This is a genomic window from Frankia sp. BMG5.60, from assembly GCF_059428125.1.
Map to the genome: position 1 here is coordinate 5,008,878 of NZ_CM182091.1, position 19,133 is coordinate 5,028,010.

A 19,133-nucleotide genomic window follows, 5' to 3' on the forward strand; every position below is an offset into this window, starting at 1 on the left:
ACAGACCTGTCGAGCCCGGCTCGGGAGGTTTCCGAGCCGGCCTGACACCAGGCCGCCGCGCTGCCGCGCCGGGCCGCAGAAGTGCGGTCGAAGCATGCTGTGTCCGCGGATTCGGCCGGTCGTACCCGGACGCCTACTGTGCTATGTGGCGGCCGGCGCGTGCCGCGAACGCGTCCAGGGCGCTGAGTACTTCGGATGCCTGCCACATGCGGTTGGGGGCAGACGAGGCAGGCCCCTGTCATTCCGACGGATCGGCAAAAGCAACACCGGTCACATCACTCTCCAGTCGAACCGCCGAGTGACCATAGATCATGGGCTGGTTGACCGAGAGAATCAGGCAGAATTTTCGATCAAAGCCGTACTCTTTGTTCATCTGGCGGATGCGTGATCGTAGATAAAAAGCGGCAGCGTGATTGGTCACCGCTGTCTGTCCGGCTATGAGGAAGAGTGGACGTGATTCTCGATCGAGAATTATCCTGGCGAGGATGGCGTATTCCCGCTGGTCTCGCTCCCGAATGAACTCCTCTTCGCCGGCAATGATCGCGATGGAGTCTCGGTGGCCCGGCCGGTATGGCTTGAAATACACGCCCCGGAGACGAGGTCGTTCGTCATACCCCCGACCTCGATTACCGCGTTGACGTCGGCGCGATGTATCCCTGATCTGTTTTGCATCTGGTGGCCAACGACAAGAATGCACTCCCTGTTCACGGAAATGCCGAGAAACCTCCGCTCTCGGGCCAGTCGTCGTACGTGCGCCAGGCGCTGCCACGCCCAGACTCCGGTTCCACTTAAGACGCTCGTAAGAATCCCGATCGCGACATTGAAGAGAACCGCCGACATACAACCTCCAGCGCGTGACCTCCAGCAGCGGTCCGTCCACGCCCCCGTGCCGCTCTCCACATCACCCGAATATAGTGTGGACATTCCGGCAGATTATATCGACATCGCAGGTTTCGCACTGTTTCGGCATCTCGACACCCAGGTCGAGGCGCACCGTTCCCGTCCGCTGGACGCCTTCCCTACCCGGTTCCTGCAGGTCCGACGTGTGCGCTCGGGTGTCGCCGACACGCGCCTGGTCGCTCCACGGACCAGCCACGCGCCTCGGGCGATGTGCTGCCCGGCCTAGGACGACGCGGCCCCGTCGTCTCCGGCGACAGTGGCTTCGGTGAGATTTTTGCGCGACTCGGCGGAGGGCGCCGTCCGACGTGCTTCTGCGGCGTCTGAACGATCTGACGCCTGACCAGCAGGCGGAGCTGCTGCTTGCCAATCTCCCGCGGGTGAAAGCCGATCTCACGGCAGGCGCGTGGGCTTCCGGGTGGGTCAGCGGGGTCCGGAGGCCCTGGTGGTCGACACCGCGCGGGCCAGCAGGAGCAGGAGGCCGTCGACGAGGATCGCGAGCACCGCCACGAGGATCGCGCCGCCGACCACCTCGGGGCGGCGGTTGTTGGCCAGGCCGTCGACGACGAAGCGGCCGAGCCCGCCCCCGCCGATCAGCGCCGCGATGGTCGCCGTCGCCACCACCTGCACCGCGGCCAGTCGCAGACCAAGCATGATCATCGGTAGTGCCAGCGGGAGCTCGACCCGGCGCAGGAGCTGGCCGCCGGACATGCCCATGCCCCGGGCGGCCTCCTTCGCTCCCGCGTCGACCTCCTGCATCCCCACGTAGCTGTTGGTGACCAACGGGGCGATCGCGAAGAGGGTGAGCGCGACGACGGTGGTCGTGTCGCCGATGCCGAGCGGGCCAATCGCCAGCAGGACGAGCACGGCGAACGTCGGCACCGCTCGCCCGATGTTGGAGACGTTGATGGCCAGGGTGCCGCCCCGGCCGAGGTGCCCCAGGCCGATCCCGACCGGCAGCGCGACCGCGCACGCGATGCCCACCGAGGCGCCGGTAAGCAGCAGGTGCTCGCCGAGGCGGTGGGCGATGCCCTCGTCGCCGCGCCAGTTCGCGCCCGTGGTGAGCCAGTCGAACGCGCTGGTCAGGGTGCTCATGCGACGGTTCCTCGGGCTCGGCGGCCGTGGCGCCATGGCGTCAGCAGCCACTGCAGGCCGACGAGCAGCAGGTCGGCGACGACGGCGAGCGCCACGCACAGCACCGAGGCCGTCAGCACCTCCGACTTGAACGAGCTGGTCAGGCCGTCGTAGATGAGATCGCCCAGGCCACCGTGGCCGATCGTCGCGCCGACGGTGACCAGCGCGATCGTCGAGACCGTCGCGACCCGGATGGCCGCCATGATCGAGGGCAGGGCGAGCGGGATCTCCACGGTGACCAGCAGCCGCAGCGGGCCGTAACCCATGCCCCGGGCGGCGTCGCGCACGTCCGCCGGCACGGCGTCGAGCCCGGCGAGCAGCCCGCGGAAGAGGATGACCAGCGTGTACGCGACCAGCCCGATCCGCACCGTGGTCGTGGACAGGCCGGTGACGGGCAGCAGCAGCGCGAAGAACGCCAGCGACGGCACCGTGTACAGGATGCTCGCCAGCCCGCTGATCCAGGCGACGGCGAACCGCCAGCGCCGGGCGAGCAGGACCAGCGGCACCGCGATCACCAGGCCGATCGCCACCGCGCTCAGCGTGAGGCTGACGTGCTCGCGCAGTGCCGCCTGCAGCTCGTCCGAGCGGGTCTCGACGTAATCTCCGCAGATCCAGGCGTTCCGTTCGAGGCAGCTCCCGGACGCGACGATGGCCACCGAAGCACCGTAACCGGTACGGAGGACCCGACGCCCATGACCGTGGAACCGACGACCTCGGTGGACCCGATGATCTCGTTGCGCGGGGTGGGCAAGCGCTATCCGGACGGCACGGCCGCGGTCGCGGACCTGTCCTTCGACGTGCCCGCCGGCGAGCTGCTGTGCCTGGTGGGCCCGTCCGGCTGCGGCAAGACCACGACGATGAAGATGATCAATCGGCTGGTGGAGCCGACGTCCGGGCACATCCTGGTGGCTAGCGAGGACGTGGCCCGCACCGATCCGGTGCGGCTGCGCCGGCGCATCGGCTACGTCATCCAGCAGATCGGTCTGTTCCCGCACCTGACGGTGCGCGCGAACGTCGGCACCGTGCCGCGGATGCTGGGCTGGGACCGCGCCCGGGTGGACGCGATGCTGGACCTCGTCGGCCTCGACCCGGCGACGGTGGGGAAGCGCTACCCGCACGAGCTGTCCGGCGGGCAGCAGCAGCGGGTCGGCGTCGCGAGGGCGCTGGCCGCCGATCCGCCGGTGCTGCTCATGGACGAGCCCTTCTCCGCGATCGACCCGATCGCGCGGGACCGGCTGCAGGCGGAGTTCCTGCGGTTGCAGCGGGAGATCCGCAAGACCGTGGTTTTCGTCACCCATGACCTGGACGAGGCGATCCGGCTCGGTGACCGGATCGCGGTGTTCCGCCAGGGCGGTCACCTGGAGCAGATCGACCCGCCCGCCCGCATCCTCGGCCGCCCGGCCACCGACTTCGTCGCCGGCTTCACCGGTTCCGACCGGGCGCTGCGGCGGCTGTCCGTGACCACGCTGCGCCGGGAGGATCTCGAACCGCCCCGAGCCGGCCAGGTCGAGGCCGCGGGCGACGGGCAGCCGGGCGACGCGCAGCCGGGCGGCGGGCCGCCGGGCGGCGGGCCGCCGGGCGGCGCCGCAGGGGTGGACGGGATCCGGGTGGACGGGATCGAGGTGGGGGCGTCCCTGCGGGAGGCGCTGTCCGCGCTGCTCGCGCAGGACAGCGGCGTGCTCGACGTCCACGCCGGCGGCGAGCTGGCAGGTGTGCTCACGCCGGCGGCCCTGCACGCGGCGCTGCGCCGGTCGGTGGCGCGGGACGACGAGCCCGACGACGAGCCTGACACAGAGCCCGACGCCGAGATCGAGCAGCCCGCTGGGTCGGCCGGGCCGGTGCGGTCGGCCGCGCAGGCCGCCCCCGGTTCCGGGCAGGTGTGACCGGAGGGCCGCCTCAGGTGCGGGCGAGCAGGCCGGTCAGCACCGAGGTGAACATGCGCAGCCCGTCCAGGCCCGGGCCGGTCAGCTCGTCGACGGCGTGTTCCGGGTGGGGCATGAGCCCCATGATCGTGCGTTCGAGGTTGCAGACTCCGGCGATGTCGTCGGCCGAGCCGTTGGGGTTGCCGCCGACGTAACGCAGGACGATCCGGTCCTGCGCGGCCAGTTCGGCGAGCACCGCGGGGCTCGCCACGAAGCGGCCGTCACCATGCTTGACGGGGATGATGATCTCCTCGCCGGCCTGGTAGTCGCGCGTCCACGCCGTGGCCGCGGTCTCGACCCGCAGTCGCTGGTCGCGGCAGACGAAGTGCAACCCGGCATTGCGGGTCAGCGCGCCCGGCAGCAGGCCGGCCTCGCACAGCACCTGGAAGCCGTTGCAGATGCCCAGCGTGGGCAGGCCGTCGGCGGCCGCGGCGACGAGGGCCGCGACCATCGGGGAGAACCGGGCGATCGCACCGGCGCGCAGGTAATCCCCGTAGGAGAAGCCGCCGGGCAGGATGACGGCGTCGACCCCGGCGAGGTCGTCGTCGCCGTGCCAGAGGGCGACCGGCTCGGCGCCGGCGGCCCGCACGGCCAGCGCCGCGTCCCGGTCGTCGAGTGAACCCGGGAAGGTGACGACCCCGATCCTGGCCGTCGTCCTGGTCGCGTCGGTTCCCACCGCATCCATCCCGGCCCTCACCCAGCTCCCGCTCGCCCGTCAGCTTCCGTCGGCTTTCCGTCAGCTAGCGTCAGAGTAACCGCTCCCCCCGGGCGGGAAGGCCGGTTGATCGTCCTCGGGGTGGTCGTGGACGGGCGGGGGTCAGACGGGTTCGTCCGCGGCCTTCGGCGAGCGGGAGGTGCCCCACGGCCCGGTCGCCCTGCGTGCCCGGGCCAGCTGCGCACCAGGGGCGCTCTCCTCCCAGACCAGCCCCTTCTCCAGGTGCACGCGGGTACCCCGATGCGGGCCCTCGACCCGGTGGAACTGGACGCGGTCCATGAGCGCCCGCATCAGGAAGATCCCCCGCCCCTGCTCCGGGACGTTCTCCGGCGCTGTGCCGTCCGGGGTCGGGCGCGTCGTCCGCTCCGGATCGAACATGCTCTCGAAGGTGGAGTCCAGGCCGCCACCGCGGTCGCTCACCTCGATGACGGCCACCTCGTTGTCGACGCCGACCGATACCTCGTACTCGTCCTCAGCCTGGGCATGGAGAAGAACATTCGCACATGCCTCGGTCAACGCAAGCTCAACATCATCAATGCATTCCTGGGATACCCCGAGAACCTTTAGGGACTGCGTACAGATTCGTCTGACCACGGGTATGGAGATCTCATCGCGGGGCAACGACAGGCTTAGTTTGATCTCCATGTCGGCTGGTGTACCCCCCTCGGGCAACGTCAATCGGACCTGCTAGACGAACATTCTCGGAAGTGCGTCACACCGTTGCGGATCATCGGAGTCGCCCGGCGATCGCCCGGCCCAACCCGGTACCCGAGAGCCAGGCATTCTCGATCTTCGGCCGGCCCCATCCATCGCCCGCAAGACCGATTCCATTGTCGGACAGGTGAAACTGTTGCTCGTGCGGGCGTTCCGGCCGGGCGAACGTCCACCGCTGCACGTATACCCACCGGGGCTGCTCCGGGATGGCGAGCAGCCGCCGCAGCGACTCGGTGAGCGCGGGCCCGGCCGTGGCCGGCTCGGCCAGGCGCGGCCGGGCGAACCCGGGCGTCGAGTGCGCCACCAGGACAGGCGCGTTGTCGCCGCGGCGGCGCCCGTCGTCGGCGATCCACTCGAGCGTGTCGTCGTCGTGCACGAAGGCGCCGTCCATCGGCGTCCAGCAGCGGTGCGACCAGCCCGCGAGCAGCGCCAGAGTGGGTGACCAGGACCGGTCGGCGATCAGGGCGCGTTCCTCGGTGAAGGCCTCGTCGAGGTGGCGCACCGCCTGCGGATCGGGCATGGCCAGCACCACCGCGTCCACCGGCTCACCGTCGACGAGCGGGCCCGGGGTGATGCGGGCGATCGGGGCGGACTGCGTCACGCTGACCCCCGCGCGGGACGCGAGGTCCGCGACCAGCGACCGCAGCCCGCGGGGCGCGGCGTAGCGCAGCGGCCCCGGTTCGGCCGCGGTCAGCGTCGCGGTCGGCCCGCTGATCACCGACATCCGCCGGGTCCACAGGCGGGCTGTTCCCCGGGCCGTCCAGTCGTCCACGACCTCGGCGAACTCGGGTGAGGTGACGGTGAAGTAGGAAGCGCCGGAGTCCACGATCCGCCCGTCAATCCACCGAGAGGCCATCCGGCCGCCGATCACTCGGCCCCGGTCCCGGACCTCCACCGTGATTCCCTGGGCCTGCAGCACACTGGCGCAGGCGATTCCCGCAATTCCTCCGCCGGCGACGACGACCTTTGTCACCAACCCCCCCATTGTCTCGACATCGACGCCGGCCGGCTCGCGGGTAAACCCCCATTATCCGTCCCGGACATCGCTTTCGTGGGATCGCGGAGCCCGACCGGGCGGCCGCAGGCGAGCCGAGCGCGGCGATCATCTCCGCGCACCCGCCGGGAGCGACCCGGCGGTCAGGCACCACCATCGTGCCTGTCATCCCCGACGCCCGGGTGCGGCCAGCGCCGACTCCACAGGACAACACCCAGGACGGGTGGGGGTTCTCCCGGAATGCGCTGGCGGGGTGCCGCCGCGGCGCCCGGCGTTCCCGCCTCGCGCCGCCCATGGCCTAGCCTTACCCCGAATCCAGCCGTACCCAGTCCATGTCCACGACCGTGCGTGACGGTCATGACCTTAGGAGCCCGTGATCGCACGTCGACCCGCACCCCAGCGTCCGGGCGCCGGCCCCTCCCGCGTCGCGGCCGGTTCGACCGCCGCCCGCCGCCGTTCATCCGAGCCGGGACCCGACGGCCCGACCGGCGCGATCGGCGTCGTCGGGCCGCGGGAGCCCTGTCCCTGCGGTTCCGGGCGCCGCTACAAGGCGTGCCATGGCGAGCGGAGCCGGCCGGCGCCGGTGCTGCGGCCCTTCCTCGGCCGCCGGGACGAGCCCGACCTCGTCGCGTTGCGGGAGCTGGTGCCGAGCGCGACCGCCCCGGTGATCCTCGCGGCCGACCACCTCGCCAAGCATCCCGAGCATGCCGACCGGCGCATCACGCTCTGCACGATGCTGCCGCAGGCGGCGCCGGCGCTGGTCCGGGAGGACGGGGAGATCCTCGTCGCCATGCAGACCGCGCTGCCCGGGCTGGACGCGTCCCGGGACATCGCCGGGGCGCTGCTGGCCGCCCTCGACGCCGACCCGGGCAACGTGGTGGACGCCCCGGCGGCCTCGTCGCCGCGCCTGGTCGAACAGCGGCCGGACGGGCTGGCCGGGCTGCCCCGGCTCACCGACCTGCTCGATCCCGCCCCCCTGGAGATCACGGTCCACCCCGGCTTCGGGTGGTGGCTGCCGTCGTCGGACGACGACAGCGGGCCCAACCAGGAGGTGGCGGCGATGCTGGAGCGCGCCAACGCCACCGTGGTGCCCACGGTGCGGCTGTCCGCCGTGCCCGCCGCCTACTGGTGCCACCCGAGCGACCGGTGGCATCTGCGCTGGGCGCTGCCCCTGGCCGCGCCGGCCGGAGCTGCCACGGACTCGGCCGACGCCGGCGACGCCGCCCGTTCGGAGGAGGCGTTGCTCGACGCCCTCGCCCGGCTGGCTGCGGCCGAGCGGCTCACCGTCGGTCCGGGAACCCGGTTCGTCGGCTTCTTCCGGGCTGACGGTCTCGTCATCCCGGTCTGGGATCTCGCCGCGGACACCGCGGCCGAGCGTTGCGAGGAGCCGGCCGCCGCGCTGGGGCTCGCCTACCGGGAGGCGCTCGCGGACCCGACCCCGCTCAGCGCGCAGGAGCGTCGGGTCCGGGCCGGTCTCGTCGGCCGCAGCCTCACCCTGCGCTGACGCGGGCGGTGGTCCGACAGGAGGGGATTGCGGTGGGCACGAGCGACAGGCCGGACAGCACGTTCGACGTCATCGTCGTCGGGGCGGGCCCTGCCGGGGGCAGCGCGGCGCGGGCGGCGGCGGCCGCCGGGGCCCGCGTCTGCGTCCTCGAACGGTCGTCGATGCCCCGGTACAAGACCTGCGGCGGCGGGCTGGTCGGCCTGTCGACAGACCATGTCGGCATCGACCTGGCCGGCCTGGTCCGGGCCACGGTCAGCTCGCTGACGATGACCTTGGACGGCCGGTACACGGTCAGCCGCGGCCAGCCGGACGCGCGGCCCTGGCTGTCCATGGTGATGCGGACCGACCTGGATGCCGCGCTGCTGGCCGCCGCCGAGACGGCGGGCGCGATCGTGCGGACCGGCGTGCAGGTGCTGGGCCTGCGCGAGGCGGCCGACCCGGTCGAGCCGATCGACCCGGTCGACCGGCTGGCGGGCGCCGCGGTGCCCGGGGCCGACGACGGCTGGGTGAACGTCCGGGTGCGCGGCGGCGCCGACCTGCGGGCCCGCGTCGTCATCGGGGCGGATGGCACCTCGGGGCGCTGCGGCACCCACGTCGGAGTCCGGTGCGATCAGATCGACGTCGGCCTGGAGGGCGAGTTCGTCGTGGACGCCGCGATGGCCGACCGGTGGGCCGGCCGAATGCTGCTCGACTGGGGTCCGGTGCCCGGCTCCTACGGCTGGCTGTTCCCCAAGGGGCGGGTGCTGACGGTGGGGGTGATCGGCGACCGGGCCGAGGGCGCCGCCCTACGCGGCTACTACGAGCGGTTCGTCGAGCGGCTCGGGCTCGCGGGCGCCCCGCGCCAGCACGATTCCGGCCACCTCACCCGGGTCCGGGCCGTCGACTCCCCGCTGCGCCGCGGCCGGGTCCTCGTCGTCGGGGACGCCGCCGGCCTGCTTGACCCGTGGACTCGGGAGGGCATCTCGTTCGCGCTGCGTTCGGGCCGGCTCGCCGGGGAGGCGGCGGCGGGGGCGGTCGGCGCCCCTGGTGCCGCCGGGCCCGTCGGCTCGGCGGCCCTGGACGCCTACCCGGCCCGCGTCGAGGCGGTTCTGGGTCCGGAGATGGCGGCGGGCCGCGAGGTGCTCGGCGCGTTCACCCGGCGGCCGGGGGTGATGCACGCGCTCATGGCGGGCCCGGGCACCTTCGGACTGTTCACCCGGCTCATCGAGGGTCGCACGACGGTCGCCCGCCAGTTGCGGCGCCCCGGTGTTCGGGCGGCGGTGGCGGCGCTGGGCCGCTGAGGCGGCCGGCTGCGTGGGCCGCTGAGGCGGCCGGCCGCGAGCCGGCCAGAGGTCGCCGCCGCCCGGCGGAGGTCCTGGGGCGGCGGGCTCAGCGGGGGCGGCTGCCGCGATCCTCGCCGAAGCGTTCGGCCACGGCGCCCGCGATCTCCCGGTACGCCGTCCGGGTCTCCCGCTTCAGGTCCGACAGCACGATCCGTCCGCCGTCGGCCAGGTGTGGGTCGAAGGGGACCCGCACCACCCGGCGGGTCCGCGCCTCGAAGTGACGGGCGAGGGCGTCCACGTCGACGTGTTCGCCCTGCGCCGGAAACATCGAGATCACCGCGACCGCCTCGCGGACGTGCTCCGAATACCCGTGCGCATCCAGCCAGTCCAGCGTGGCGCTCGCGCTCGAGCCGCCGTCCGCGGTCGCGCTGCTTACGATCACCAGCGTGTCGGCGAGCTCCAGCACCCCGTGCATGGCGCTGTGCAGGATGCCCGTTCCGCAGTCCGTGAGCAGGATCGAGTAGTGCCGCTGGAGCAGATCGTCCACGGCCCGGTAGTCGTCGGCGCCGAAGGTGTCGGACAACTCCGGGTCGTTGGCCGAGGCCAGCACCTCCAGCCGCGAGTCGGCCTGGGACAGGTACTTGCGGACGTCCACGTACCGGTGCAGGCGCGGGGCGTCCTCCAGCAGCTCCCGCACGGTGTGCGCGGAGGTGCGCGGCACCTTCGAGCCGAGCGTGCCGCGGTCGGGGTTGGCGTCGATCGCCACCACGCGGTCACCGCGCAGGCTGGCCAGGGTCGAACCGACCGCCACGGTGGTCGTGGTCTTGCCGACCCCGCCCTTGAGGGACAGCACCGCGATCCGGTGGCAGTCCAGCAGCGGGGTGCGGATGCGGGCGATCTGCCGGCGATCGCGGACCTCGTCGGGCGACGGCCCGGGATTCACCGCGCCGGCCGACACCTGATAGACGAGCTTGCGCCAGCCGCGGGAGGCCGTCTGCGGCGGCGGGGGCAGCAGGGCGCTGGTGAGCAGCCCGGCGCGGCCACCCGCGTCGCGCGGCCCCGGCTCCTCGGCGGGCGGCCGGCGTGTCCCGCCCGGCACCGTTCCGGCGGGCGGGCGTTCCCCGGCCGGATACGGGTCGGACCCGTCCGTCCGATGCCGCCGGGTCTGGTCGAGATGGGCGTCGCCGTCCGGATACGGGACGTACGGATCTGCGGAGACCGATGGACCGTCGCCCGGGTATGGGTCGTAGTCCGCGCGAGATCCACGGGCGGCTCGCGCCTCACGACTCGGCCACGGCCCGCCGTCCTGGCGGGCGGCGGGGTCATGGCGGTGCCCGACGTCCGGACGGAGCTCCGCATCCCGGTCGGGTCCGACGTCCTGGGAGGGGTGGCGGCGATCGCGCTGGGGGCCGCGGTCCGGCCCGGACGCCTGGTCCGCCCGGGTCCGGGACTCGCGGTCGATCCCCGGCTCCCGGTCGATCCGGGGCTCCTGGTCGGTCCGGGCGCCTCGGTGGCGTCCGGACCCGGCGACCCGCTGGGCGCGCTGCCGGTCGGCATCCGTCGGGCGACGGGACCGGCCGTAGGAGCCGTCGTCGGGATACGGGGCCGGTCCCGGCGGTGGTCCGAGCGGTGCCCGCCCGGCACCGTATGGCGCACCGTCGACGGGCGGCGGTCCGGGGAGGGCGCCGCCGCGGCCGAGCGCCTCCTGCCGGATGACGCGGCGGTGACTGTCCGCGCGCGGCGCGGGACGGGGCGCGTCGCGGCCGGGCGTGTCGGCCGGCCGACCCTGGTAGGCCCGGCCAGGGTGGGGCGGCTGGGCGGGCGGCCGGTGCTGGCGCGTCTCGCCCGGGTGCGGGACCTCGGGCGCAGGCAGCCGGCGCCGGGGGTCGGGACCGCGGCCGTCCCGTCCCGCCGAGGCCTCGGGGTCCACCGGAGCCGGCTGGTGGCGGGACGGTGGCACGGTGGGGTCGCGCAGCCAGGACGGGACGCGGCCGGGCGGGGTGGGAAGCGGCGCCGGTCCGGTGAACGGGCCGCCGAGGGCGATCGCCCCGGTCGCCGCGCTGCTGGGCGGCGGGGCCGGGTACTCGGTCGAGGGGCGGTACTCGTCGAAGCGCTCGCCGCGGGCGGGGGGAGGGAGGGCCGCCGAGCCGGCCGGATCGTCCGGTCGCTGGTCGCCGCGGATCACCGGCGTGGCGTGGCGCGCTGTGGGCGGGGCCGGCGGCGGCACCGGGGCCGGCGGGAGCGGCGCGCCGGGCGGCTGTGCCTGGGGGCCGGGCGGGAGCGGGTCCGCCCGCCAGGCGCGGGTCTCGGCGGGCGGGGCCGGCGGGTACGACGGACCGAACGAACCGCCCGGGGCCAACGGGAACTGGTCGAGCAGCGGGTCGAACGTGCGCGTCTCGACCGGCAGCATCCGGCCGTTGCCGCTGGTCCAACCGGGCTGCGGGACCGGCTCGGGGGCCGGGCCGGGCTCGGCCTGGCGGATCGATGGCCAGGTGTCGGAGACGGCCGGCGGCGTCGCGTGACCGGCCCGTTCGGCCGGCAGGGCGCCCACGTCGCGGCCGCGCGGGGCAGCGTCGACCGACCAGCCCTGGCCCGCGGCAGGGGGGCCGGCGATGTCCGCCCCGGCGGACCAACCGGAACGAGGCCGCCCCGCCGGGGCGGACCACCCGGAACCTGCTGCTGCCGCCGAACCTCCTGCGGCGGCGCTGGTCGCTCCCCCGCCGGGGGGCGGGGTCGCTGGCCGGGCCGCCGGCAGCCGGCCCTGCGGCCAGGACGGATGCCCGGGTCCCGGCAGCGCGCTTCCGCCAGCCGGCCCGCGGGTCGAACCACGGCCGGGCGACTGTGCGCGCCCAGGTTCGTCGACGGACCGCCGAGGTTCGCCGACGGCCCACCCCGTGTCGTCGACGGCCCGTCCGGTGTCGCCGACGGCCCACCCCGTGTCGCCGAGGGCCCACCCCGTGTCGCCGGCGGCCGGCCTGGCGTCGCCACTGCGCCGCCTGGCATCCCCGCTGGTCCGCTCGGCGTCGGTCACACCGCCGACCTGAATGGCGCTGATCTCCCGCCCGTCGCCGTTCACGGGCGGACTCCCCGGGCGGCGAGGCCCTGCGCTGGATCTTCCGATCCGGGCTTTCCCTCCGCGATGTCCAAGGGTCTCCCCTCCGATCGGGCGAGCCGAGCCATGCGGCCGGGGCTGTCTGACGCCCGTGCGGGGGGACGGTACGCCGGTCCGCGTCGAGCGGAACCGACCGTCCGTTGCAGGACGTGGCCGGCCGGACGGGTCCGGCGGGTCGAACCAGAATGACATGCGATGGGACGGACCGCACGGGCCGGTGCGTCCCAAACGCCGTGGCTCGCCCGTGTCGCTTGAGGAACGCCCAGCTCGCGTGGTTCGAGAGCCGGGCGCCGCACGGGATAAGCCGGACGAAGCTGGGCAGGGACACGACGATGCCATCGGGAACCCGCGGGATTCGCCGGGGTGCGCAGGCCGCCGCCCTGGCGTTTGCGGTGCTCGCGATCATGGTCGACGCCGGCTGGTCGCCGGTGGTGGAGAACGACGCCGATGTCGCGGAGGCGCTCGGCCGGCTGGCGGCCACCACGGGTTGGCTGGTGACCGCGCTGCGATGGGTGAGCGAGGTGTTCCACCCGACGGTCTTCCGGGTGCTCGCGGTCGTCGGCGCCGGCGCGCTGTGGTGGCGTTCTCGTCGCGGTGGCGTAGGCCGAGCCGATCCGGCGGGCACCCGCCGACTGGCTGTCTACGTCCTGGTCACGGTCGGCGCCGGTGGCCTGCTGGTGACGGGATTCAAGGACCTGATCGGGCGGGCCCGGCCGTCGTTCACCAACCCGGTGGCGCACGCCGCCGGGCTCAGCTTCCCCTCCGGGCATGCGCTCGGCGCGATGGTCGCGGCCGTCGTCTGCCTCGTCGCCGTCCGGGCCGTCTCCGGTCGCCGGGCGCGATGGCCCTGGTGGGTCGGATCGGGGGTGATCGTCGCGCTGACCGGATTCTCCCGGCTCGGGCTGGGGGTGCACTTCGTGTCCGACGTCCTCGGCGGCTACCTGCTCGGCGTCGCGTGGGCGCTGGGGATGGCGGCCCTGCTGCGTCCGTGGCAGCCGGGTGAGGTCGCCGCCGGGCGCGCGGGGCCGGCCGGCCCGGCTCCGGGGGGCAGGATCACCGGTACGGCGACCAGTGGGCATCGTGGTCCCGGTGCCGCAGGCTGTCGATCCGGATCCGGAACTGGGCCGCGACGGTCGCGCTGCTGGCCAACACGGGCAGGACGCTGGTGACCAGCTTCAGCTCGCGCACGGCCCGCAGGACGGCGAATCCCTCCCAGGACGTGACATCGAAGCCGTACCCGCGGGCCAGGTCGCGGTGGGCCTGGGGGTCGTGGCCGAATCGCGTCCGGCCGACCGCGACCGGCACGAGGTCCCATTCGGCCGGGCCGACGCTCGTGGCGTCGAAGTCGCACATCAGGACCCGACCGTCCGCGGCCCGGATCAGGTTGCCCAGGTGGGCGTCGCCGTGAACGACGACGGTCGGCAACGCGTAGCGGACGGTGCCGAGCGCAGCGGCGACGCGTTCGGTCATCCGTTCCAGGAACCGGCGGTCGGCGCCGGCCAACGCCTCCGCGTCCGATAATCGCCGCCGGACGTCGTCGAGGGGATCCCAGCGGGGCAGCGGAGGACTGGGCGGGTCGAGGGCGTGCAGGACGCGCAGCAGGGCGGCGAGGTCTCCGGTGCGCGGGGCCGGGCCGGCGGGCGGGGCGCCGGCGGGCGTCGCGTCCACCCAGACGGTCGCGACGAAGCCACCGGCCTCGACCGGGGCGGGCACGCCGGGCAGGAGGCGAACGGCGGGGGCACGCCGATCGGCCAGCCAGCCGGCAATCCGGACGACCTTCGCCACCCGGTGCGTCATCGCGGCAGAACCGGTGATGCGCATGATCGCCCCCGCGCGGGGTAATCGGTACACGGCGTTCACCGTGCGTTTGACCAGGACGGCGCCGGCATCGTCGAGCCCGGCGCGGGCGGCGAGCTCGGCCACCGCGCGGCGGGTGGCCGCCGCCGTGAAACGGGCCCGACGGGGCGGGCCGGGTGGATCGTGCCGAGTAGGACTGTCGTCGGCCATCGCCGCGGTCCTCCCGATCGAGGGACACCGGGTCGGGGCGCCGAGTCGGGCCGCGGGCCGCGGGATCGGCACGCGGGCCCCGTCTCCGGCGGGTCGGTCGGGTCAGACGGTCAGGCCCGGCGCGGTGACCGCACCCGGTCCGGGACGCTGGCCGGCGGCGGAGCGCTGCCATTCCCGGACGAGCAGGGCGAGCTCCCGGACCTCACGCACCTCGCTGTGCGGACGGGTCGCGGACAGGAGCTGGTCGGCGCGGCCGGAAACGGAGGCGACCGTGCGTCCCCAGGAGATCTGGATGGCCTCGGTGGCCAGGTCGCAGACCCGTTCGAGCTCCAGGCGGCCCTGGCGGGCGAGGGCGAGGGCGAGGTCCAGCCGGATCACCGAACGGAAGCCGGGGGCGTTCATCGTGTCGAGTTTGGGCAGGGCGAGTTCGGCATGCTCCTGCGCCGCCTGCGGCCGGCCGAGCAGGCACAGCGCGGTGGTGGCGTTGTAGGACACCTCGACCGGGTTGAAGTTCTCGAAGCTCGGACCCGGCCGCCCCCACTGGTCCGGGGGGATCAGATCCGCCAGGTCGTAGGCCTGGTCCAACGCCTGGGCGGCGCCGCGCACGTCGCCGAGGGCGGCCAGGGCGCGGGCCACCTGGCAGGTGAGCCGGGCGCGCACGGGTCCGTCGCCGACGTGGGTCAGCCCGTCGCGGGCGAGGCGGAGGGCCTCGTCGGGGCGGCCGGCGTAGAACTCGTTGACCGCGGCGACCTCCCGGGCGGAGCCGCGCAGTGACCCCTCCCCGGCGAGCCCCCCGGCCTGGAAGCCGAGGGCGGTCAGCGACCGGGCGGTCTCGATGTCGCCGAGTTTGAAGGCCGCGTCGGCGCCGAGGACCGCGACCCGCCCGGTGAGCATGTCGCGGCGACGGGCGTCGCCGGCCGGCATCGAGCGGCGGCCGAGCCGCTCCAGCCCCCGGCGCAGGCGGGCGGTCTGGGCGAAGATGTGCGCCGGAGGGGTCGCCTCGTGGGCGTCGAGGAGGTCGCCGAGCATGTCGTCGGCCCGCTCCAGCGCGAGCTGGATGGGGCTGGCCGCGAGGACGTCGGAGACCTCCATGATCTGGCCCTCGGCGAGGATCGCGGTCATCATCGCCGCTCCGGCGTAACGGTGGAACTGCCGCCGGTCGGAGACGCCCGGGGTCGCGGGCCGCGTGGCCGGGGGCACGGCACCGGTGGGCGCGGGGCCGGTCGCGGTCGGCGCGAACGCGGGCGGTCCGCCGAACATCGTCAACGAGAGGGCGGCGGGGTGCGTCGAGGGCGCCGCGCACGACGGCTGCGGGCCGCCCGGCGACCACCCGGACCCGATCGGGCCTCCGGGACCGATCGGGCCTCCGGGACCGAGTGGATCCTGGCCGAACAGGGCCGACGAACGGGCCAGGTCCGCGAGGTCGTCCGCGGCCCAGAGCCGCTGGGCGGACGGCGCGCTGATGGGGCCGAGGTCGCACCGGTCGACCGGCGGCTGCGCGGGCGGCTCCGGCGAATAGTCCTCAGGGTGATCGTCCGGCGGGGTGCGGGCCGGCGGGATGCTGATCGACTCGCTCGTCGCTCGCCGGACCGGGGGAGGGCCGGAGCGACCGGTCGGACCCGAGGATCCGTGGTCGGCTCCACGGCCCGGTGACGATCCGCTCGACTGCGGCATGCCGCGCGTCCTTCCTTCCGAAAACATCACGGTCAGCGACCGTGTCGACAAGGTAGCGAGGGACGAGGTCCGCTGCGAGGGGCAACCCGTCGGAAGCGCACAGTGAGACCACGAGACCTAGCGGGTTCCGTGACCGTCGGCTGCTCCGGCGGCGGTCCGGTCTGGTTCGGCGGTCGATGGCCGGCTGTTCCGGCGATCGCGCGGCGGCGACGCTGCCACCGGCCGATCACTCCGGTCGTGCTGACCCGGCTCTACCGGTTCCTCGTTATCGATAGTAGAAGGACCGCTGCGCCGGAGGGTGACGATGAAGCAGCCGCAATGTGCCGGCCATTGTGGCTCTACGTGGTGTTTCTCCGAGGTTTCCACAACTGATCTTGTTGTGGCCGGCTGCTCTCGATCGCCTGGTGGGGCTGCGCCGACGCCGGTTCCGGCGGCTGCGGAGAAGGAAATCACGTCCTGACCGGACCGAACGGTGAAGGATTGTGCAGTTGCCGTCGGAATCCGCCGGCCTTGCGCGGTGGCGCCGGATCGGCCGTCGACGGCAACCGACCGTCGGTCTGCTCCAGAATGGGAACGAAGCGGCAATAGTATCGAAATTATGACATTCGGTCATGGTTGCCGCTGCTGGGTGGGGTACGGGGGTGGTGCTCGTCCGACCGGTGTCGCCGTCCATCGACGCCATCGGGTCGGTAGCCTCGGCATGATGGCGGATGCGGCCCAGCAGTACTCCCACTCCAGCAGGTCGCGCCGTGGGCGCGGACCTGCCCGGCCCACCGGGGTGCGCCGTGCCCGGTGACCACGCGGCGCCCGGTGCGCCGGACCCGCTGATCGGCCCGCGGGCCGACCTGCCGCCGGCCGGGGCGACACTGGCCCGCGAGCTCGAGGCCGTGGCCCACCGGGCCTGGCCGCCGCTGCGGCAGATCGAGATCGGCGGGTGGACCCTGCGGGCCTCCGCCGGCTCGTCCCGTCGCGGGAACTCGGTCTGGGCCCACGGCGGCGTGCCCGACGTGCGGGCCGCGCTCGCCGCGGTCACCGACTTCTACGCCGCCGCCGGCCTGCCGCCCATGTTTCAGCAGACCCCCGTCACCCAGCCGGCGCAGCTCGGCACCGCGCTCGACGCCGCCGGCTACGACGACACCGGGACCACCGACATGTGCGTGGCGCCGCTCGAGGCGCTGGCGCCGGGGGCGGCGTCGGCGTCGACCTCCGTCGGAGTGACCACCGCCGACGCGCCGGGGGACGAATGGCTGCGGGTCGCCGGCCAGGTGCTCGCCACCTTCGACGGGCAGCGGGCCGGTACCCTCGACGTGCTCTCGGCGCTGCGCCTGCCCACCGTCTATGTGACGCTGAGCGTCGACGGTGCGCCGGTGGCGGTGGGCCGTGGCGTCGCCGATGACCGCTGGCTGGGCATCTACAGCATGGCGACCCTGCCCGCGGCCCGCGGCCGCGGCGCAGCGCGGCGGGTCGTCGCCGCGCTCGCGCAGTGGGCCGGGGCGCGCGGCGCCACGCACGCCTATCTCCAGGTTGAGGAGGTCAGCACCGTGGCCAGGGGGCTGTACGCCGATCTCGGCTTCCGGCCGGTCTACCGCTACTCCTACCGCCGGGCGCCGGCGTCGGCGTCGGCGTCGGCGTCGGCGGCCCGGAACCTGCCGGACGCCCGGGACGGCGGGCCGACCGGGGCGGGTGCCGCGTGAACGCGACCGTCGACGACCTCCTCGAGCCGGATGGCCTCACCAAGGTGATGGGCGTCGTCAACGTCACGCCCGACTCGTTCTCGGACGGCGGCACGTTCCTCGACCCGGTGGACGCGGTGCGGGCCGGGCTGCGGATGGTGGACGAGGGCGCCGATCTCATCGACGTCGGCGGCGAGTCGACCCGTCCAGGTGCGTCCCGAGTGGTCGCATCGGAGGAGATGCGCCGGGTGCTGCCGGTCGTCGCCGAGCTCGCAGCGGCCGGGATACGGGTCAGCGTCGACACCAGCCGGGTCTCGGTGGCGGCCGCCGCCGTCGACGCGGGGGCGGTGCTCGTCAACGACGTCTCCGGCGGCTGCGACCCGGACCTGCTCGCCCTGGTGGCCGACCGCGGCGTCCACTACGTGCTCATGCACGCCCGCGGTCCCAGCGTCGACATGTCCAGCCGGGCCGTCTACGGCGACGTGGTCGCGGAGGTCACCGCCGAGCTCGCCGCGCGGCTGGAGGTGGTCGTCGCCGCCGGGGTCGCGCCGGAGCGGGTGATCCTCGACCCCGGGATCGGCTTCGCCAAGACGGCGGCGCACAACTGGGCGCTGCTGAACAACATCGACGCGCTCGCCGCCCTCGGCCGGCCGCTGCTCGTGGGCACGTCGCGCAAGTCCTTCCTCGGAACGGTCCTGGCCGCCGGGGGCGCGGGCGCGCGCCCGAGCGACGAGCGCGACGACGCCACGCAGGCGACCACGGCGCTGCTGGCCGCCGCCGGGGTGTGGGCCGTGCGCGTGCACGCGGTGCGGCCGGCGGCCGACGCGGTGCGCGTCGTGCGGGCATGGCGGCAGGGCGGTGCCGGGGATGCGGCGCGCACCGCGAGCCTGCCGGTGGTGGTGCCCGGCACCGCCGGCGGTTCGGCCGGGCACCGGCCGCGGCTGGGCGCGGCGCCGCGGACCGGTGCCGGCCCGGCCAGGGGCACGGGCAGGAGCGGCGGCGGCGGCGTCGAGTCCGGCCCGGGTCGCCGGGACCGGCCCACGGCCACGCCCGGCTGCGCGGGGGAGCGGGAGGTACCGTGGTCAGCCCGATGACGGACGGCTCGGGGCCCGGCGACGTGCCGCTGGACCGGATCACCCTGACCGGGCTGCGGGTCCGCGGCCACCACGGGGTGCTGCCGGCCGAGCGGGAACTCGGCCAGGAGTTCGTCATCGACGCGGTCGTCTGGCTGGACGTCTCCGAGGCGGCGCGCCACGACGACGTCACCCGCACCGTCCACTACGGCGAGCTCGCCGAGACGCTCGCCGAGATCGTCGGCGGCCCCCCGGTGGATCTGATCGAGACCCTGGCCCAGCGTCTCGTCGCCGCCTGCCTACGCGCGGATCGGGTTGTGCGCGCCGAGGTGACCGTGCACAAGCCGGCCGCGCCGATCCCGATCCCCTTCGGCGACGTCGCCGTCACCGTGACCCGGGCCCGGCCCGCAGACCCGCCGCCGCCGGCCGGCCCCGCACCCGATGGCCGGTGA

The 19,133-nt window shown here is 74.3% G+C and carries 16 protein-coding genes; 7 read left to right on the plus strand and 9 right to left on the minus strand.

Annotated elements, in window-relative coordinates; translation table 11 throughout:
• Positions 1-238 precede the first annotated feature (238 nt).
• The 3 genes from AC5R91_RS20645 to AC5R91_RS20655 all read right to left on the minus strand — a co-directional run bounded on the left by AC5R91_RS20645 (position 239) and on the right by AC5R91_RS20655 (position 2,687).
• Positions 239-586, minus strand: a complete 348-nt coding sequence (locus tag AC5R91_RS20645; protein ID WP_495392971.1) for a hypothetical protein — start codon at positions 584-586, stop codon at positions 239-241.
• Positions 587-1,320: 734 nt separating this feature from the next.
• Positions 1,321-1,992: an ABC transporter permease gene (locus tag AC5R91_RS20650; RefSeq protein ID WP_495392972.1), complete on the minus strand. Its 672-nt coding sequence runs from the start codon at positions 1,990-1,992 to the stop codon at positions 1,321-1,323.
• The gene (locus AC5R91_RS20655; RefSeq protein WP_495392973.1) at positions 1,989-2,687 is read right to left on the minus strand and encodes an ABC transporter permease; all 699 of its coding nucleotides are present in this window, start codon (positions 2,685-2,687) and stop codon (positions 1,989-1,991) included. The genes AC5R91_RS20650 and AC5R91_RS20655 overlap by 4 nt, the downstream gene beginning before the upstream one ends.
• A gap of 36 nt (positions 2,688-2,723) precedes the next feature.
• Here AC5R91_RS20655 and AC5R91_RS20660 point away from each other — a divergent pair, with 36 nt between their 5' ends.
• A complete protein-coding gene (locus tag AC5R91_RS20660; RefSeq protein WP_495392974.1) occupies positions 2,724-3,914 on the plus strand; it encodes an ABC transporter ATP-binding protein in 1,191 nt (396 codons plus the stop codon).
• 13 nt (positions 3,915-3,927) lie between these two features.
• On the opposite strand, the gene purQ is transcribed toward AC5R91_RS20660, so the two are convergent.
• The 3 genes from purQ to AC5R91_RS20675 all read right to left on the minus strand — a co-directional run bounded on the left by purQ (position 3,928) and on the right by AC5R91_RS20675 (position 6,355).
• On the minus strand, positions 3,928-4,638 hold the full coding sequence (gene purQ / locus AC5R91_RS20665; RefSeq protein ID WP_495392975.1) for a phosphoribosylformylglycinamidine synthase subunit PurQ: 711 nt from the start codon (positions 4,636-4,638) through the stop codon (positions 3,928-3,930).
• A gap of 132 nt (positions 4,639-4,770) precedes the next feature.
• Positions 4,771-5,313 carry an ATP-binding protein gene (locus AC5R91_RS20670; RefSeq protein ID WP_495398016.1) on the minus strand — a complete coding sequence of 181 codons (543 nt, stop codon included), beginning with the start codon at positions 5,311-5,313 and terminating at the stop codon, positions 4,771-4,773.
• Positions 5,314-5,395: 82 nt separating this feature from the next.
• The gene (locus tag AC5R91_RS20675) at positions 5,396-6,355 is read right to left on the minus strand and encodes an NAD(P)/FAD-dependent oxidoreductase (protein WP_495392976.1); all 960 of its coding nucleotides are present in this window, start codon (positions 6,353-6,355) and stop codon (positions 5,396-5,398) included.
• Positions 6,356-6,749: 394 nt separating this feature from the next.
• Between AC5R91_RS20675 and AC5R91_RS20680 the strand changes: the two genes are divergently transcribed.
• Together AC5R91_RS20680 and AC5R91_RS20685 are read left to right on the plus strand one after the other, a co-directional pair.
• Positions 6,750-7,880 carry a DUF5926 family protein gene (locus AC5R91_RS20680; RefSeq protein ID WP_495392977.1) on the plus strand — a complete coding sequence of 377 codons (1,131 nt, stop codon included), beginning with the start codon at positions 6,750-6,752 and terminating at the stop codon, positions 7,878-7,880.
• Positions 7,881-7,912: 32 nt separating this feature from the next.
• A complete protein-coding gene (locus tag AC5R91_RS20685; protein WP_495392978.1) occupies positions 7,913-9,160 on the plus strand; it encodes a geranylgeranyl reductase family protein in 1,248 nt (415 codons plus the stop codon).
• 88 nt (positions 9,161-9,248) lie between these two features.
• Here the strand turns inward: AC5R91_RS20685 and AC5R91_RS20690 are convergent, their stop codons facing one another.
• Positions 9,249-12,218 (minus strand): nucleotide-binding protein, encoded by a 2,970-nt coding sequence (locus AC5R91_RS20690; RefSeq protein WP_495392979.1) that lies wholly within the window; start codon positions 12,216-12,218, stop codon positions 9,249-9,251.
• Between the two features lie 368 nt (positions 12,219-12,586).
• Here AC5R91_RS20690 and AC5R91_RS20695 point away from each other — a divergent pair, with 368 nt between their 5' ends.
• Positions 12,587-13,423: a phosphatase PAP2 family protein gene (locus AC5R91_RS20695; RefSeq protein ID WP_495392980.1), complete on the plus strand. Its 837-nt coding sequence runs from the start codon at positions 12,587-12,589 to the stop codon at positions 13,421-13,423.
• Here AC5R91_RS20695 and AC5R91_RS20700 read toward each other — a convergent pair.
• Entirely contained in the window at positions 13,308-14,261 is a 954-nt protein-coding gene (locus AC5R91_RS20700; RefSeq protein ID WP_495392981.1) for a phosphotransferase family protein, read from the minus strand. The genes AC5R91_RS20695 and AC5R91_RS20700 overlap by 116 nt on opposite strands.
• 102 nt (positions 14,262-14,363) lie before the next feature.
• Complete coding sequence (locus AC5R91_RS20705) at positions 14,364-15,935, minus strand: NsdA family TPR-like regulatory protein (protein WP_495392982.1); 1,572 nt, start codon at positions 15,933-15,935, stop codon at positions 14,364-14,366.
• Positions 15,936-16,720: 785 nt separating this feature from the next.
• On the opposite strand from AC5R91_RS20705, the gene AC5R91_RS20710 reads away from it, so the two are divergent.
• Genes AC5R91_RS20710 through folB form a run of 3 tightly spaced genes read left to right on the plus strand, consistent with a single transcriptional unit; the run spans position 16,721 to position 19,133 of the window.
• A complete protein-coding gene (locus AC5R91_RS20710; protein WP_495398017.1) occupies positions 16,721-17,629 on the plus strand; it encodes a GNAT family N-acetyltransferase in 909 nt (302 codons plus the stop codon).
• Positions 17,626-18,702, plus strand: a complete 1,077-nt coding sequence (gene folP, locus AC5R91_RS20715) for a dihydropteroate synthase (RefSeq protein WP_495392983.1) — start codon at positions 17,626-17,628, stop codon at positions 18,700-18,702. Before AC5R91_RS20710 ends, folP begins: the two co-directional genes overlap by 4 nt.
• Complete coding sequence (gene folB, locus AC5R91_RS20720) at positions 18,699-19,133, plus strand: dihydroneopterin aldolase (protein ID WP_495392984.1); 435 nt, start codon at positions 18,699-18,701, stop codon at positions 19,131-19,133. The genes folP and folB overlap by 4 nt, the downstream gene beginning before the upstream one ends.